At 68.9% G+C, this 16,209-nt stretch carries 14 protein-coding genes; 8 read left to right on the top strand and 6 right to left on the bottom strand.

What is annotated here, in order from left to right; all coding sequences use genetic code 11:
- Nucleotides 1–7: 7 nt before the first annotated feature.
- Entirely contained in the window at nt 8–757 is a 750-nt protein-coding gene (locus NQV17_RS07160) for a DUF3348 domain-containing protein (protein WP_257770868.1), read from the bottom strand.
- A 505-nt stretch (nt 758–1,262) separates the two neighbouring features.
- Between NQV17_RS07160 and NQV17_RS07165 the strand changes: the two genes are divergently transcribed.
- Complete coding sequence (locus tag NQV17_RS07165; RefSeq protein ID WP_257770870.1) at nt 1,263–2,474, top strand: hypothetical protein; 1,212 nt, start codon at nt 1,263–1,265, stop codon at nt 2,472–2,474.
- 236 nt (nt 2,475–2,710) lie between these two features.
- On the opposite strand, the gene NQV17_RS07170 is transcribed toward NQV17_RS07165, so the two are convergent.
- On the bottom strand, nt 2,711–3,349 hold the full coding sequence (locus NQV17_RS07170) for a LysE family translocator (RefSeq protein WP_044845331.1): 639 nt from the start codon (nt 3,347–3,349) through the stop codon (nt 2,711–2,713).
- A gap of 178 nt (nt 3,350–3,527) precedes the next feature.
- Here NQV17_RS07170 and NQV17_RS07175 point away from each other — a divergent pair, with 178 nt between their 5' ends.
- The 7 genes from NQV17_RS07175 (at nt 3,528) to NQV17_RS07205 (ending at nt 12,334) form a co-directional block, all read left to right on the top strand.
- Nucleotides 3,528–3,992 carry a GNAT family N-acetyltransferase gene (locus NQV17_RS07175; RefSeq protein WP_257770872.1) on the top strand — a complete coding sequence of 155 codons (465 nt, stop codon included), beginning with the start codon at nt 3,528–3,530 and terminating at the stop codon, nt 3,990–3,992.
- Nucleotides 3,992–4,567 (top strand): hypothetical protein, encoded by a 576-nt coding sequence (locus NQV17_RS07180; RefSeq protein ID WP_257770874.1) that lies wholly within the window; start codon nt 3,992–3,994, stop codon nt 4,565–4,567. Before NQV17_RS07175 ends, NQV17_RS07180 begins: the two co-directional genes overlap by 1 nt.
- A gap of 226 nt (nt 4,568–4,793) precedes the next feature.
- Nucleotides 4,794–6,170, top strand: a complete 1,377-nt coding sequence (locus NQV17_RS07185) for an FAD-containing oxidoreductase (protein ID WP_257770876.1) — start codon at nt 4,794–4,796, stop codon at nt 6,168–6,170.
- A gap of 202 nt (nt 6,171–6,372) precedes the next feature.
- Nucleotides 6,373–7,602: a cyanate transporter gene (locus tag NQV17_RS07190; protein ID WP_257770878.1), complete on the top strand. Its 1,230-nt coding sequence runs from the start codon at nt 6,373–6,375 to the stop codon at nt 7,600–7,602.
- A 151-nt stretch (nt 7,603–7,753) separates the two neighbouring features.
- Nucleotides 7,754–8,524, top strand: a complete 771-nt coding sequence (locus NQV17_RS07195; protein WP_257770880.1) for an ABC transporter substrate-binding protein — start codon at nt 7,754–7,756, stop codon at nt 8,522–8,524.
- Nucleotides 8,525–8,835: 311 nt separating this feature from the next.
- Entirely contained in the window at nt 8,836–10,323 is a 1,488-nt protein-coding gene (locus NQV17_RS07200) for an alkaline phosphatase family protein (protein WP_257770882.1), read from the top strand.
- A gap of 448 nt (nt 10,324–10,771) precedes the next feature.
- Nucleotides 10,772–12,334 (top strand): methyl-accepting chemotaxis protein, encoded by a 1,563-nt coding sequence (locus NQV17_RS07205; RefSeq protein ID WP_124893083.1) that lies wholly within the window; start codon nt 10,772–10,774, stop codon nt 12,332–12,334.
- A 93-nt stretch (nt 12,335–12,427) separates the two neighbouring features.
- Here the strand turns inward: NQV17_RS07205 and NQV17_RS07210 are convergent, their stop codons facing one another.
- The 4 genes from NQV17_RS07210 to NQV17_RS07225 all read right to left on the bottom strand — a co-directional run bounded on the left by NQV17_RS07210 (nt 12,428) and on the right by NQV17_RS07225 (nt 16,206).
- Complete coding sequence (locus NQV17_RS07210; protein ID WP_257770887.1) at nt 12,428–12,811, bottom strand: hypothetical protein; 384 nt, start codon at nt 12,809–12,811, stop codon at nt 12,428–12,430.
- A 131-nt stretch (nt 12,812–12,942) separates the two neighbouring features.
- On the bottom strand, nt 12,943–14,415 hold the full coding sequence (locus NQV17_RS07215; RefSeq protein ID WP_257770889.1) for an amidohydrolase family protein: 1,473 nt from the start codon (nt 14,413–14,415) through the stop codon (nt 12,943–12,945).
- A gap of 103 nt (nt 14,416–14,518) precedes the next feature.
- A complete protein-coding gene (locus NQV17_RS07220) occupies nt 14,519–15,997 on the bottom strand; it encodes a sodium:solute symporter (protein WP_257770891.1) in 1,479 nt (492 codons plus the stop codon).
- Entirely contained in the window at nt 15,994–16,206 is a 213-nt protein-coding gene (locus NQV17_RS07225) for a DUF3311 domain-containing protein (RefSeq protein ID WP_124528938.1), read from the bottom strand. The genes NQV17_RS07220 and NQV17_RS07225 overlap by 4 nt, the downstream gene beginning before the upstream one ends.
- Nucleotides 16,207–16,209: the final 3 nt, after the last annotated feature.

The following is a 16,209-nucleotide window of genomic DNA, read 5'->3' on the forward strand; positions in this document are numbered from 1 at the left end:
GTAGGGATTAGCAGGTACGAAGGGCCGCGAGCAGCCCGTCTACCGTTTGAAACCGGACTTCGAGTTCGGCGAGCAGGATGCTTTGCATCTCGTTGCGGAACGTGTCGAGCCACGTGCCGGGCACGATCGCCGCGGCGGGCGGTGCGTCGCCGTCGGAATCGGCAGCGGCCGCCGCTTGCGCGTCGGCCAGTGCCTGCCGTTCCGCGTCGCGCAGCCGCTCGAAGCGCGTGCCGAGCAGCGCGGGCACGGCGGACAGCAGGCTGCGCTCGCGCGCGCCGAGCACGCGCTCCATGATCGCGTCGAGCGCCGCGAGCCGCGCCATCCCGGACGCGCGCGCGGCCAGCGCGACCCGCAGGCGGCCGCGCAACTGGCCGATCGCCGTTTCCATTTCCTGCTGCAGGGACAGACAGCTCTGGCGGAAATCCGCGAAGTCCGCCGTGTCGGCGGGCGGCGGCGGCATTTCGCCGGGGCGCCGCCGCGTACGCGGACGATGGGCGGCCGTGATCGCCTGCGCGAGGTCGTGACGCACGCGCGCGCAGTCGCGCTCGGCGTCGTAACCGCGCACGCCGGCCGCGACGCCGGGCGGGCTCGCATTCAGCGCGGACGACAGCGTGATCGCGTCGGTCCAGCCGAGCCACTGGCTCAGGCGGTCCGACAGCGTCTGCCGGGATTCCGCGACGTCGGCATCGGTCAGGCGCGCGAGCAGCCGGACGAGCGTCGGGCCGCTCAGTGCCGGGCGCGGGGGTGCTTGCACCATGCTGCAAACCGTCAAAAAAGGCAGCAGTTTACACGTCGTCGGGAGGTCGGCCGCCAGAATCGGGGAAGCGGCCCGGCACGGCACGCCGCGCAACCGGCGCGAACGCCCGCCGTACAAGGCTCGCGGGGCGGTCGTCGGGGTTTCCCGGTGCGCCGGCGCGGCGCTGGTGAGATGTCTGGACGCCTTTCGCAGCCGGCCCGGCGAGACGTTCGGCCGCCTGGTGGAACCGCCCCGGCGGGTGCTGGTCACGCCGGGTCACGCCGGGTCACTAATGTTCACCTGCGTGCGACTCCGTCACGGACGTGCGGTACCATCGCCACACCCGCCATGCGATCGCGCCCAATGCGGGCCCGCGCCCTCCTTGAACCGGCGCGCGGTCCGCCGGACGCGTGACGGATATCAGGCCGATATCCGCGGGCCGCAGGCGGCGCGCCCCCGGCAGACGGGTGCCGCCGCTCACGACAACGAGAGATCAATAACAGACGGGCCCGCCCGACCGCATACGATGATTTCCGACTTCGTCGCGCGCCTGCGCGAGCGCTTCAGCAAACCGCCCAGCCGGCAGGACTTCGCCGAACGCCTGATCGCCGCGCTGCGCGCGACCGGCGACACGCGCGAGTGGCTTCACGAACACGACAAGGGCCGTCTCGTGCAAGCCGATGCCCCGTCGAACATCATCAACCTCCACAACCTGTTCCGCGATTACGCGGACGCGAAGCCCACCGAGCGCGAAGCGACGCTGCTGCGCCAGGCGAACGCGATGATGCAGCACGAGATTCCGGCGAACTTCGCGGACGTGCGCGCGCGGCTGCGCCCCGTGATCCGCAGCGCGACCGAGCGCGGCACGGTCGCGCTGCAGCTCGCCGGACAGCCCGAAGCGTCGGAGGTGGCGTTCCGGCCACTGTGCGAGAACCTCGAGATCGGCATCGCGTACGACGGCGAATTCAGCGTCGCGCGGCTGACGAGCGCGCGGCTCGCCGAATGGGGCGTCAGCTTCGACGCCGCCTGCGACATCGCGATCGACAACCTGCGCGGCGCGTCATCGGCACCGTGGGTCGCGTTGCGCGACGGCGCGTTCCTGTCGCAGTTCGGCGACTACTACGACGCGGCGCGGTTGCTGCTGACCGACCTGCTGCATCGCCAGCCGATCTCCGGCGCGCCGGTGGTGATGGCGCCGAACCGGGCCGTGCTGCTGCTCACCGGCGACCGCAACGCGGCCGGGCTCGCGACGATGGTCGAACTTGCCGAACACGCGCGCGCGCAGCCGCGTCCGCTGCCGCCGCTGATGCTGCGCTGGGACGGCGCCGCGTGGCGGAACTTCATCCCGGCAGGACTGGAGGCGAAGCTGCACGCGCTGCGCGTGGACGAACTCGCCGGCGACTACCAGGATCAGCGCACGCAGCTGGACGACCTGCACAAGCGGGACGGCACCGACATCTTCGTGGCGACCTACACCGTGTATCGACGGCAGAACGGCGAGCTGTTCAGTGTCAGCGTGTGGAGCGACGGCGTGCCGACGCTGCTGCCCGAGACCGACATCGTCGTGCTCTACCGGGAAGCGACGCGGCAGTCGGCGCACGTGCCGATGGCCGCGCTGCGGAACGCGTGCAGCGACCTGATGACGGCCACCGCGCATCGGCCGGTGCGGTATGAAGTGAAGGCGTTTCCGGACGAGGCGCGGTTCGCGGCGCTGCTGGAGCGGTTTCCGGCGGTGTGACGCGCGCTCGCGCGCGCGGATTGGGCGGATTGGGCGGATTGGGCGGATTGGGCGGATTGGGCGGATGGGCGGATTGGGCGGATTGGGCGGATGGGCTGATGGGCTGATGGACGGGGCGGATGGGCCCAAAAGAATCGCCCGGTTCGGACCGTCCCGCCACCGGACGGACTGACCGGCCGCGCCGGCATGCCCGGCGGGAATGAAACGGCGGTGCGCGCGAGTGGCACCGCCTGCCGTCAGATCCCCGCTTTCGGCGCGTTCAGGATCAGCCGCAGGCCGAGCAGCGTGATCGCGCCGGCCGCGACGCGGTCGACCCACTTCTTCGCGCGCAGGTAGAGTTCGCGCGGCCGGCGAGTCGAGAAGCACAGTGCAACGATCGTGTACCAGCCGAATTCGACGCCGAACACGAGCGGCGGCAGCGCCAGGTAGCACCACAGCGGCGGATGCTGCGGCAACAGCGCCGCGAAGATGCTGCCGTACCAGATCGCCGTCTTCGGATTGCTCAGCTGGGTCGTGAGGCCGGTCCAGAACGACTTGCGCGCGCTGCCGGCGACGACGGCCTGCGGGTCGTCCATCGCGATCGGCCGGTCGGCGCCGCGCCAGATCTTCGACGCCATGTAGATCAGGTATGCGCCGCCGGCCACCTTGAGCCCGACGTACAGCCATTCGACCGCCTGCAGCAGCGTGTAGAGCCCGGCCAGCGCGACGCCGCCGAACGCGATCCCGCCGACGCCCATGCCGAGCGCGGTCGCGAGCCCGTCGCGGCGCGACAGCCCGATCGAATTGCGCGCGACCAGCACGAAACTCGGTCCCGGAATCATTGCGCCAAGCCACAGCGCGGCCAGAATGGCGAGTACGGCAGCCGATGCAGTCATCGAAGTCTCCTTGGTCGACGGCGCCGAAACACCGGTGCCTGCGTGTCGCGTCGAGAATCGAGTCGCATTGCATCGATCGCCGACGCTGAAGCCGACGATTCTGGCACGCTTCGCCGCCCGCCGAAAGCGCCCGCGCGCTGCTATGCTGGCTGCCGTTCCCGCCCTCGCGCCCCGCCCCATGATCGAGATCCGCGCCGCCCGCTATCCCGACGATGCCGCCGTCGTCGAAGCGATCTTCCGCGAGTACATCGCAAGCCCCACCGTCAGCCTCGCGTTCCAGGACTACGAGCCGGAGCTCGCCGCGCTGCCGGGCAAATACGCGGCCCCGCGCGGGCAACTGCTGCTCGCATGGCACGGCGAGCGCGCGGTCGGCTGCGCGGCGTTTCGGGAAATCGACGCGACGACGTGCGAGATGAAGCGCGTCTACGTGCGTCCCGACGCGCGCGGGCTGAACGCCGGCCGCCAGCTCGTCGAACGGCTGCTGCGCGACGCGAAGGCGGCCGGCTATGCGCGGATGTGCCTCGACGTGCTGCCCGAGTTCGTCGCCGCAAGGCAACTGTATGGTTCGCTCGGCTTCACGCCCGCGCCGCCGGTCGCGTTCAATCCGGTGCCGGGCACCGAGTTCCTCGGGCGGGATCTGTGATGGGCGCCGCCGCACGCTGCGCCCTGGTTGCGCTGCTCGCCACGCTGTCGTCCGGCGCACGCGCCGGCGACCTGCCGCCATCGGTCGCGACGCAACTGCCGTCCGGCTACCGGCCGCTCGTCGCGCAGGAAGGGCCGGACCTCGGCAACGGACGGCGCAGCTTGCTCGTCGTCGTGCATCGCGAAGCCGATACGCGCGCGCAGCCGTCGCCGCGCCCGCTGCTGATCTTCGAGGAGAAGCCCGATCGCGCATACCGGCTCGCCGCGCGCAACGACCACGTCGTCCTGCGCGCGAACGAAGGCGGCCAGTGCGATCCGTTCGATCCCGAAGACGCCGCCGACAGCGGCCTCGCGGTGAAAGGCCGCTATTTCACCGTGCAGAACTTCGTCGCCTGCGGGCAACACTGGAGCGACTTCGTGACGTTCCGCTACGACCCGCGCACCCGCGGCTGGCTGTTCTCCAGCGAGATCTACACCGAATCGTTTCCGCTCGACGACAAGCCCGACCAAGTCACCGTCACGCGCGCCGACGCGCACCGGCCGGTGTCGTTCGGCCAATGGCGGCGCAAGGACTGAATGGCCCGCGCAGCGCAATCATCCACCGGCGCACAGCCGCGTTGCCGCCGGCCATGAAGCCTGCCGGCCGTCATGAACAATGTTCCGCGTCGCCCGCATCCGTACGACTCGCCTCCCCCCGCCAACCGGTCTACCATAAGCGCTCGTCGTCGTTCGGGCGCGCGCCGGCGCGGCATGCGGCTTGCGCGTGGTCCCTTCCCACGTTGAACCAGCGCAGGAGGACGTCATGACGCAACACTTCGATGCGATCGTCATCGGCACGGGCCAGGCCGGGCCGCCGCTCGCCGCGCGGCTCGCCGGCGCCGGCATGAAAGTCGCGATCGTCGAACGCGGCCGCTTCGGCGGCACCTGCGTGAACACCGGCTGCATCCCGACCAAGACGCTGATCGCAAGCGCGTATGCGGCGCAACTCGCGCGGCGCGCGGAAGAATACGGCGTGTCGGTCGGCCCCGTCAGCGTCGACATGAAGGCCGTGAAGGCGCGCAAGGACCGGATCTCCGGCCGCTCGAACCACAACGTCGAGCAATGGGTGCGCGGGCTCGACCACACGACGGTGTTTCAGGGTCATGCCCGATTCGAACGGCCCGATGCGGTGCGCGTGGGCGACGACGTGCTCGAGGCCGAACGCATCTTCATCAACGTCGGCGGACGCGCACAGATCCCGCCGATGCCGGGCCTCGACTCGGTGCCTTATCTGACCAACTCGACGATGATGGACGTCGACTTCCTGCCGGAGCATCTCGTGATCATCGGCGGCAGCTACGTCGGGCTCGAATTCGGCCAGATGTATCGCCGCTTCGGCTCGAAGGTCACGATCGTCGAGAAAGGCGCGCGCCTGATCCATCGCGAGGACGAGGACGTGTCGCAGGCCGTGCGCGAGATTCTCGAGAACGAAGGCATCGACGTGCAACTCGACGCGAACTGCCTGAGCGCACGGCGCGACGGCGACGGCGTCGCGGTCGGCCTCGACTGCACCGGCGGCCGCCGCGAGGTCGCGGGCTCGCACCTGCTGCTCGCGGTCGGCCGCGTGCCGAACACCGACGATCTCGGACTCGAGCGGGCCGGCGTCGCGACCGACGCGCGCGGCTACATCACGGTCGACGACCAGCTGCGCACCAGCGTGCCCGGCATCTGGGCGCTCGGCGACTGCAACGGGCGCGGCGCGTTCACGCATACCGCGTACAACGACTACGAGATCGTCGCGGCCAACCTGCTCGACAACGATCCGCGCAAGGTGTCCGACCGCATCAACGCGTACGCGATGTACATCGATCCGCCGCTCGCCCGCATCGGCATGACGCTCGCGGAAGCGAAGCAGACCGGCCGCCGGTTGCTGGTCGGCACGCGGCCGATGACGCGCGTCGGCCGTGCGGTGGAAAAAGGCGAGAGCCTGGGTTACATGAAGGTGATCGTCGACGCGGACAGCCATGCGATTCTCGGCGCGTCGATCCTCGGCGTGACCGGCGACGAGGTCGTGCACGGCATGCTCGACGTGATGGCCGCCGGCGCGCCGTACACGACGATCAGCCGCACGATGCACATCCACCCAACCGTGTCGGAGCTCGTGCCGACCTTGCTGCAGGATCTGCATCCGGTCGAATGAAGGAGCGCGGAAACGGGCGTGCATCCTGCGCGCCCGTTATGCACGCGCGCTGCACATTGCCCATCCGGCCCCGTCACGCGGCACCGCGCCATCGCAAACCGCACTGATCGCCAGTCGAATATTTAATTTTCCCCTGGACGAGCGCGCCTTTACCCTTTCGGCATCGCATCACAGGGCCACCGGCCCCCTCTGGAGCATTCCGATGACCGACCCCGGCACCGCGCAAGCCGTTTCCCGCCCGCACGCGGCTTCCGTGTCCTATGGCGCGCTCGCGCTGCTGGTGCTGGCCGGGCTCAACCTGCGTCCGTTCCTGACCGCGTTCGGCCCCGTACTCGACCTCGTGCGTGCCGACACGGGCCTCGGTTTCCGCGCGGCGGCGCTGCTGACCACGCTGCCGTTCGTGCTGATGGGTGTCGTCGCCGGCCTCGGCGTCGGGCTCGCGCGGCGCGTCGGCGAGCAGCGCGCGCTGCTCGCCGCGCTGGCGTTGATCGCCGCGGGTTGTACCGCGCGCCTGTGGAGCGACGGCAGCACCGGACTGGCCGTCACGGCCATCATCGCGGGTGCGGGCGTCGCCGTGGTGCAGTCGCTCGCGCCGGGCCTCGCCAAGCGCTGGTTCGTCGACCGGCTGCCGCTCGCGATGGGCCTCTATTCGGCCGCGCTGGTCGGCGGCGGTGCGTTCGGCGCGGTCGCGAGTCCGTGGCTCGCCGCGCACGGCGGCTGGCATCTGTCGCTCGCCGTGTGGGCCGTGCCCGCGCTCGTCACGCTCGCGCTGTGGCGCGCGAAGGCGCCGCGCGACGCGCTGCATGCGGCGGCGGCAACGGCGCCCGTCGCCGCGTTCGTACGCATTCCGCGCGCATGGCAACTCGCGCTGTTCTTCGGCCTCAGCAACAGCGGCTATGCGAGCCTCGTCGCGTGGCTGCCCGCGTTTTATCGCAGCGTCGGCATGAACCCGCAGGCGAGCGGCAACCTGCTCGCGTGGATGGCGCTGTTCCAGGCGGCCGGCGCGCTCGCGATGCCGATGTTCGCGAAACGTTCGCACGATCGCCGCCCGGTGCTGTGGCTCACGCTCGCGCTGCAGACGGCCGGCTTCGCCGGCTTCGCGACGATGCCCGCGCTCGCGCCGTGGGTGTGGGTCGCGAGCGTCGGCATCGGGCTCGGCGGCTTCTTCTCGATGAGCCTGATCGTCACGCTCGATCACCTGCCCGATGCGCGGCTCGCGGGTGCGCTCGCCGCGTTCGTGCAAGGCGTCGGCTTCCTGACCGTCGCCGCGAGCCCGTGGTTGATCGGCTGGCTGCGCGACGCCGGCGGCGGCTTCGCGATCGCGTGGTGGATGCATCTCGGCGTGATCGCGTCGATGGCCGCGCTGAACGCCACGTTCTCGCCCGCCGGCTACCGGCGCAGCATGGCGCGCGTCACCGGCGCCGCGCGCTGACACCGCACCACCGGATTCCCTGATCCGGACGATCGCCGGCCGCTTGCGGCGCTCGTCCAGCCGCCCGCGCATGGCCGGGCGCGGGCTGTCACGCCCTTCGGCCGCACCTTCGCTTCACCCCAGAACGACATCAATCGGTAAGGAGACAATCATGAAAAAGCTCGTCATCGCCGTCGCGCTCGCGCTGACGGCCGGCGCCGCCGCCGCGAAAGACCCGGCCGTCCTGCGCCTCGGCGTCGATCCCAGCTATGCGCCGTTCGAATCGCTCGCACCCGACGGCACGCTCGTCGGCTTCGACATCGATCTCGGCAACGCGATCTGCGAGCGCATGAAGGTGCGCTGCGTGTGGGTCGAGAACGCCTTCGACGGGATGATCCCGGCGCTGAAGGCGCGCAAGTTCGACGGCGTGCTGTCGTCGATGAGCGTGACCGAGAAGCGCCTCGCGCAGATCGCGTTCACCGACAAGATCAACAACGTGCCGCCGCGCCTCGTCGCGCGACGCGGCGCGAACCTGCAGCCGACGGCCGAGTCGCTGGCCGGCAAGAGCGTCGGCGTCGAACAGGGGTCGACGCAGGAGACCTATGCGCGCACGTACTGGGAACCGAAGGGCGTGATCGTGCGCACGTACCAGACGCAGGACCTCGTCTATCAGGATTTGATTTCCGGTCGTCTCGACGCGTCGCTGCAATCGTCGGTACAGGCCGATCTCGGCTTCCTGAAGACCGCGAAGGGCGCGAACTTCGCGTTCGCGGGGCCGCCGCTGCATGATCCGAAGACGCTCGGCGTCGGTTCCGCGATCGGCGTGCGCAAGGACGACGACGCGCTGCGCACGCAGATCAACCAGGCGCTCGCCAGCCTGATCCAGGACGGCACGTATCAGCGGATCGCGAAGAAGTATTTCTCGTTCGATATCTACAACTGACGGACTCGGCCGGTTGCGGCCGGCGGCCGAAAGGGGCGGCGCATGCAAGTGCGACGCCCCTTTCTTCTTTTCCGGAACCGGTTCGTCGACTCCTTTTGACCCACGCCCGGTGCAATGGCATCGACCCATCGTCTGACGACGGCTTCGCTATTCGCAACCACCGACGAAGTGCCACCCGTTCAGTGACAGGAACGAAGCTTGCGCCTTCCGCCCGCTCGCCTGTTCGAACGGCGAGCGCGCGTCGCTTCGCGGCTGCCGCGATGCGTGATCGGCTGGCCAGCGCCGCATTTAATAACGAAGGAGACGTTGTCATGGACGAGACGAATGCATATCGCCGCTACAATCGCCGCCGCTTTCTCGCCGGCGTTGCCGCGGTGGCCGGCAGTGTCGCACTGCCGGGTTGCGGCGGCGGAGGGGACGGCATATCGGCCGTGGACGGCAATGCGCCCGCCCCATCGATCGGCGACACGCCGTCGCCGAACGGCGGCAATCGCTACAGCCTGCCGCGGCCGGCGTTGCCCGACCCGGCGAGTTCCGGCATCGATCACATCGTGCTGGTCACGATGGAAAATCGATCGTTCGACCATTTCATGAGCTGGGTGCCGGGTGCCGAGGGGATGCCCGCCAATCGGCAGTTCCGGGACGCGTTCGGCGGGACCAACGCACCGTTTCCGCTGTCGGCGAATCCCGCCTACGGTTATCAGGCATGCGCGTACCACGACCCGAACCACACCTACCAGGGCGCGCGCACGCAACTGGCTTCGGGCGAGATGAACGGCTGGCTCCTGACGCCCGGGACGAGCCTGACCCAGGGCGACCTGCTGCCCATCGGCTTTTACACGTCGGCCGACCTACCGTTCTTCAGCGCGGCGGCAAGCAGCTACACCATCGGCGACTTCTACTTCAGCGGCGTGCTGACCAATACGTTTCCGAATCGCCTCTACCTGCACAGCGGCGCCACCGACCGCCTCACCGACACCCCCGACAATTCGTCGCTGCGCACGATCTGGGACAACCTGAGCGACGCCCGCATCGGTTGCAGTTATTACTACCACGACCTGCCGTTCACCGCGCTGTATGGCACGCGCTATCTCGGCATCTCGCATGTGTTCGCGGATTTCCTGTCGAGCGCGGCGGCGGGAACGCTGCCACCGTTCTGCATGGTCGACCCGGTTTTCGCGGGCGAGCTGCAAGGTGCGTCCGCGGACGACCATCCGCATGCGGACATCCGCGACGGGCAGGCATTTCTCAACCAGGTGTACGACGCGCTGCGCATGAGTCCCACCTGGAACCGCACGCTGATGATCGTCGTCTATGACGAGTGGGGCGGTTTTCTCGAGCACGTGGTGCCGCCGATCCGGCCGATCAGCAACAACGAGCTCGCGCTCGGCAACGACGGCAAGCTCGGCTTTCGCGTGCCGCTCGCCCTGCTCGGCCCGCGCGTTCGGGCAGGCGCGGTGACGCGCTATCCGTTCGACCCGAGTTCGATTCACGCGCTGCTGCAATGGCGTTTCGGGTTGAAGCCGCTCGGCGTGCGCGGCAGCGATCCGGCGACCTTCAATCTCGCTTACGCGCTCGATTTCAACGACGCGCCGCGCACGGACGCGCCGGCGTTCACTGTCCCGCCAGGTCCGTTCGGCGGAACGTGTCCGGGGACGACCGCGCCCTCGTCGCCCGGTTCGGTTACCGGCGTGGATCCGTCGCAAATGGCGGCCAATCCCGCAACCAATCCGGCGGTCGACCGCTTCGCCGAGTTGCGCGCGAAGGCCGCGGCACTGGGGTTCAGGACCGGAGGCTGACGGCCGCGCGGACGCGGCGGCCGACCTGCGATACGACGACAGGCGAGCGAAGGCCGGGGATTCGTAGGGCAACACCCGGCAGTTCGCCACGCATCAGCGCGATCGGTCGATTGCCGAGATCCGGTCGCGACCGGCCGACGGCGACCGGGAAATGGCGACTGGCAGATGGCCGGGGCCACGGACGATTCGGGTGCATCCCGAGCGGCGCATGCGACGTGGCCTCGACGATCGACACGGCGTACTTCACGCGCGCGCATCCGTCCTCCGCCCCCGCTGTCGCAATCATCCAGATTCGCGTCGCGTGCAGATAAAACCTCCTCACCCGGCCCGCCGTTAACCCGTTCGCAGTCCCGGCGCCCCGCCTTGCAACGCGGCGCCCGTCGTCGTTCGTGATCCGGAATCCACATCCGCCGTCGGCCGCCCGTCGGGCCGTCGGCAAGGGAACGTCATGCGAAAACTCACCATCCGCGGCGGCCTCGTCGCGACCGTCGCCGGCTATACGGCGCTGCTCGTACTGGTCGTCGGCGCGTGCATCGCCGCGCTCTATGCCGGCAACGGCTCGCTCGAAGCGATGTACCGCGACGACACCGCGTCGCTGCTGCACCTGAAAACCAGCTCGGAGCGCATGCTCGTGCTGCGCGAACGCGTCAGCGACGTCGCGCAGATCATCAGCGCCGGCCAGCCCGCGAAGGCGGAAATCGCGCAGCTCCACACGCTCCTCAAGCAGAGCGACGACGAACTGGACGCGTACTCGCGGCTGCATGCGCGCGACGCCGACGAGCAGGCCTTGTTCGATACGCTGCAGCAGCGCCGTCGCATGTTGCTCGATCAGGTTTTCCTGAAAGCGATGTCGCAACTCGATCACGACAACGCCTTCGACTTCCTCGACACGCACCGCACCGCGCCGCCGGCCCTCTTCACCGCCTACCAGGAAGCGATCGATGCGCTCGAATCGTTCCAGGTCGCGCGCCAGAAGGCGCGCTACGACGCGGCCGGCGAACGCTTCCACCGGATCGTGTGGGCCATGGCGGCGGTCGCCGCCTTCGCGCTGGTCGTCGGCTTCCTGGCGCAGCGCGTGCTCGCGAAGGCGATCATCGCGCCGATCCATCTCGCCGTCGCGCATTTCGACAGGATCTCGAAAGGCGACCTGACCGGCGCGGTCGTCATTCCGGGCGAAAACGAAATGGCGTATCTGTTGAATGCGTTGAAGCGCATGCAGGACGGCCTCGTCGAAACCGTGAGCCAGGTGCGCGCGAGCACCGAGACGATCGTCGGCGACGTGCGCACGATCGCGAGCGGCAACGTCGACCTGTCCGCGCGCACCGAGCAGCAGTCCGTCTCGCTGCAGCAAGCCGCGGCGAGCGTGGAGCAGCTGACGGCAACCGTACGCCAGAACGCGGACAACGCACGTGATGCGCGCACTTACGCCGAGGGTGCGGCCGGCATCGCGGCAAAAGGCGGAGACGCGATGCAGCGCGTCGTCGAGACGATGTCGGCGATCTCGCACAGCTCCGCGCGGATTTCCGGCATCGTCGGCGTGATCGAAAGCATCGCATTCCAGACCAACATCCTCGCGTTGAACGCCGCCGTCGAAGCGGCGCGCGCGGGCGAACAAGGGCGCGGTTTCGCCGTCGTCGCGACCGAGGTGCGGGGGCTCGCGCAGCGCTGCGCATCGGCGGCAAAGGAGATTCGCGAACTCATCGGCAATTCCGCGCAGCGCGTCGAAGACGGCAGCGGTCTTGTCGCGCTCGCCGGTTCGGCGATGACCGAGCTCGTCGTCGCGGTCGAGCGCGTGAACGCGATCATGGGCGAAACGAGCATCGCCTTCGACGAGCAGTCCGCCGGCATCGAGCAGGTGAATGCCGCGGTCATCCAGATGGAGCAGACGATGCAGCGCAATGCCGCACTGGTCGAGGAAGCGGCCGCCGCGGCGCTGTCGCTCGAGGATCAGGGCGCGCGGCTCAGCGATGCCGTCGCGCAATTCCGTCTGCGAGAAGCGGCGGCGGCGTGATGTAACGGCCCGGCCCGTCACGACACCCGGGCCGCAGCCCGGTGTCGTGACGGGAAACAGGTGGATCGCCGGTGTACGGTGTGCCGTGTGTGACTAGACCGCCCGCTCCAGCAGGTCGGTCGCGAACGACTTCGCATGCTCGACGGCCTCCTGCGCATCGGGGAATACACCGAGCTGTTCCCAGTGCTCTTCGGCCGCATAAGTTCCCCTCACCGCCAGCGCCCGCTGAACGCGCAACTGCGCCGCGTATCTGCCGTCGTCCAGTGGCCGGGCCGTCGCGACGACCTTGTGCGGCGGGCTCGCTCGCTCCGGCTGAACCAGCTCGACGGAGCCACCGGCCGTGCCGATCGCCATCAACTCGTTCCTGGCCTTGCAGTCCGGGCAGTAGAAGCACCATCCCGCATCATCCTGGCGAGACTTGACCTGCCCGCGCGCCAGCACGGCACGACATTCAACGTTTTCGCAGATGAACGGCATAGCTGTCTCCGAAGTTGTTTGAGAGAAATCCTAGCATGTCCGTCGGCGGCGAAACCAGAAAAAAAGCCGGCCCCGAAAGGACCGGCCTCGCCGACATCGCACCGCGCAAATGCCTGCCCGCGCGGCCTCGCTCAGTAGTGACTGCGCCCCCACAGCGTCTTCGGTGCGTCGAGCAGGCGACGCAACCCGCTGCGCTCGATCATCGTCTCCGCGACGTCCATCACGCGCTCGAGAATCGCGTTCTCGTCGACCGACAGCACGCGACGATCCTCCATCAGCACGCGGCCGCCGACCATCGTCATGCACACGTCGGCCGCGTTCGCGAAACACGTCACGCGATACACCGGCATGTTCATCGGCATCATGTGCGGGCGGAACAGGTCGACGAGGATGATGTCGGCGAGCTTGCCGGCTTCGAGCGAGCCGATCTCGTGATCGAGCGACAGCGCCTTCGCCGCGTCGATCGTCACCATCTCCAGCACCTTGCCGTGCGGCAGCACATCGGGGTCGCGGAAATGGCGGCGATGGTAGTGCATGCACTGCCACATGTGGCGGAACATGTCGTAGCCGCGATCGGGCGCCGCGCCGTCCGACGCGATCGCGACCGTCACGCCCGCATCGATCAGCTCGGGCACCGGGCAACGGCCGATGATCGACATGATCGCGCTCGGGTTGTGGATGATCGCGGTGCCGGTTTCGACGCATGCGGCGATGTCGTCGTCGGTCAGGTCGATGCTGTGCGACATGAACGACGTCGGGCCAAGCAGCCCGAGCTCGCGATGCGCGAACGCGAGCGTGCCGGCGCGGTGCCCGTCCTGCGTGAACGTCAGGCCGCGCTCGCGCGCAAGCGCGCCGTAGCGTGCGGCCTGGTCGCGAAAGTCGCGCTCGTACTGCGCGAGTTCCGGGTCATGCTCGGGCCCGTACACCGGCAGCGTGATCGCGATCCGGATTCGACCGTCGGCGTCGCCGTGGCATTCGTCGACGATGCGTTCGCACACGTCGTACATCGTGTCGAAATCGATGTCGCGCGTGTCGCCGCCGTCCGGCGTGTGGCGCGTGTATGCACGCGGCGCGGGCGGGCGCGACGGGCCGACGGCGACGATCGAGCGCGTGCCGGTGCGCACCACGGCATCGCAATGACGCCGCGCGTAGACGGGATCGTCGACGCGCATGATCGAGTTGCCGCCGCCGAGCAGCGACACGCCGGTCGTCACGCCGGCCTTCAGCCGTTCGAGCGCCGCGAGATGCGATTCGGTTTCCCAGAACGCCTCGTCCGACGCGCGCGTATAGATCGTCTCGGCCGCGGCCGACCACGCATCGCCGTCCGCGCCGCCGATCGTGCGCAGCATCGCGTGGCCCGCGTGCGCATGCGCATCGATCAGGCCCGGCAGCACGGCCTTGCGGCGTGCGTCGATCGTGCGCGCGGCACGGAAGCGCGCCTGCAATTCGGCGGTGTCGCCGACGGCGACGATGCGATCGCCCGTCACGGCAACCGCGCCGTTCTCGATCACGCGCCGCTGCGGGTCCATCGTGATCACGCAGCCGTTCGCGATCAGGGTGTCGATTGCTTCGCGCCGGTCGTCGGCCTTGTCATCGGTCATCATCGTTTCGGAATCCTGTTGTAGTTCGAATGGGGCGAGCGCCGCCGCACGGAGAAACCGCCGGGCAGTCGCCCGGCGGTTCGGCGGCGGCATGCCGATCGGGTCGTCACGCGGAGCGGGCCGGCGCGGCCACGCGCGCCTTCAGCTTGCGCTGCACCGCGCTGATCGCGATGAACACCGCCGCGTTCACGGCGAGCGCGACGAGCCCGGGGTTGATCGACGTCAGCGTGCTCGACGCGCCGGGAAACAGCGACGCGAGCGTCACGCCGTAGTAGTTCGTCAGCGCGATCACGATCGCACCGGCGACGATCCCCGCGAACGCGCCTTCCCGCGTGCCGAACGGCCGCTTCAGGAAGCTCGACGCGAGCATCGGCACGAGCTGCGTGAGCAGGCTCGACGAGAAGATCGCGAGCGTGACGAAGGTGGCGCCGCCGCGCAGCACGAAGTAGACGACCACCAGCGTGAAGATCGGCAGCGCGATCCGCGCGACGCGCGTCACCTCGCGGTCGGTCGCGTTCGGCGCGAAGCCTTCTCGGTAGATGTTGCGCGCGATCGTCGTCGACGCGTTCAGCATGATCAGCGAGCCCGGCACCAGCGCGGTCAGCAGGCCCGTGCCGCCGACGATGCCGACGAACCACGCGGGGAACGTCTGCTTCACGAGACGCAGCAGCGCGAGATCGGTCTGCGCGCCTTCGAGCCCGTGCACCGTCATCACGGCCGCGAAGCCGACGAGGAACAGGAACGCGATCAGCACCTGGTACAGCGGCATCAGGATCACGTTGCGGCGCAGCGCGCGTTCGTCCTTCGCGACGTAGATCGCCGTGAAGCCGTGCGGATACAGGTAATAGCCGAGCGACGTGAGCAGGATCGTCGAGTTGTACCAGCTCAGGTTGAAGCCGTGCTCGGGCATGCGCAGCAGTTCGGGATGCGCGGTGTCGATCTTCGCGAACATCTCGCCGAGGCCGCCGTAGTAGTGCATCGGCAGGTACAGGCCGAGGAAGATCGCGATCGCGAGGATCAGCACGTCCTTGAAGATCGCGATGCTCGCCGAACCGTGGATGCCCGACACGACCATGTACACGGCCATCAGCGTCGCGGCGATCCAGATCGCGGCCGCTTGCGGAATCAGCCCGTACGACATCTCCGACACGATCACGCCGAGGCCGCGCAGCTGAATCATCAGCAGCGACACCATCGCGAACACGGCCACCACCGACACCAACACGCCGATCGCGCGGCTGTCGTACTTCGACGCGAAGTAGTCGGCGAACGACACGAGCCCGCGCGCCTTCGCGTAGCGCCACACCGCGGGCAGCATCCAGTAGCCGATCACGAACGCGAGGCAGCCGTACGACAGGATGTAGAACGCGGGCACACCCTTGCTGTAGGTCCAGCCGCTCGCGCCGAGGAACGAGAACGTCGAGAACGCCTCGCCGGCCATCAGCAGGAACGTGAGCAGCGAGCCGAAGCCGCGCCCGCCGACCGCCCACTGTTCGAGCGTGAGCTTGCGGCCGCGCCGCGCCATCACGCCGATCGCGAGCGCGAACACGGCGAACGCCGCGATGATGATGATCGAGGCGTTCATCGCGCGTCTCCCGTGCGGCCGTCGCGGGCTGCGTCGCGCTCGTCGAGGTGGAACAGGATCGCGAGGATCGCGGCGGTCGCCGCCATCCAGATCAGGTTCCACACGAGCAGGAACGGCAGGCCGAACAGCAGCGGCCGCACCTCGGCGATCGAGCCACCGGTGTACATCCCGACGAACGGCAGCGCCGCCAGCAACAGTCTGAATTTCATCTA

The sequence above is a fragment of the Burkholderia sp. SCN-KJ genome, from assembly GCF_024656005.1.
Classification (GTDB): domain Bacteria; phylum Pseudomonadota; class Gammaproteobacteria; order Burkholderiales; family Burkholderiaceae; genus Burkholderia.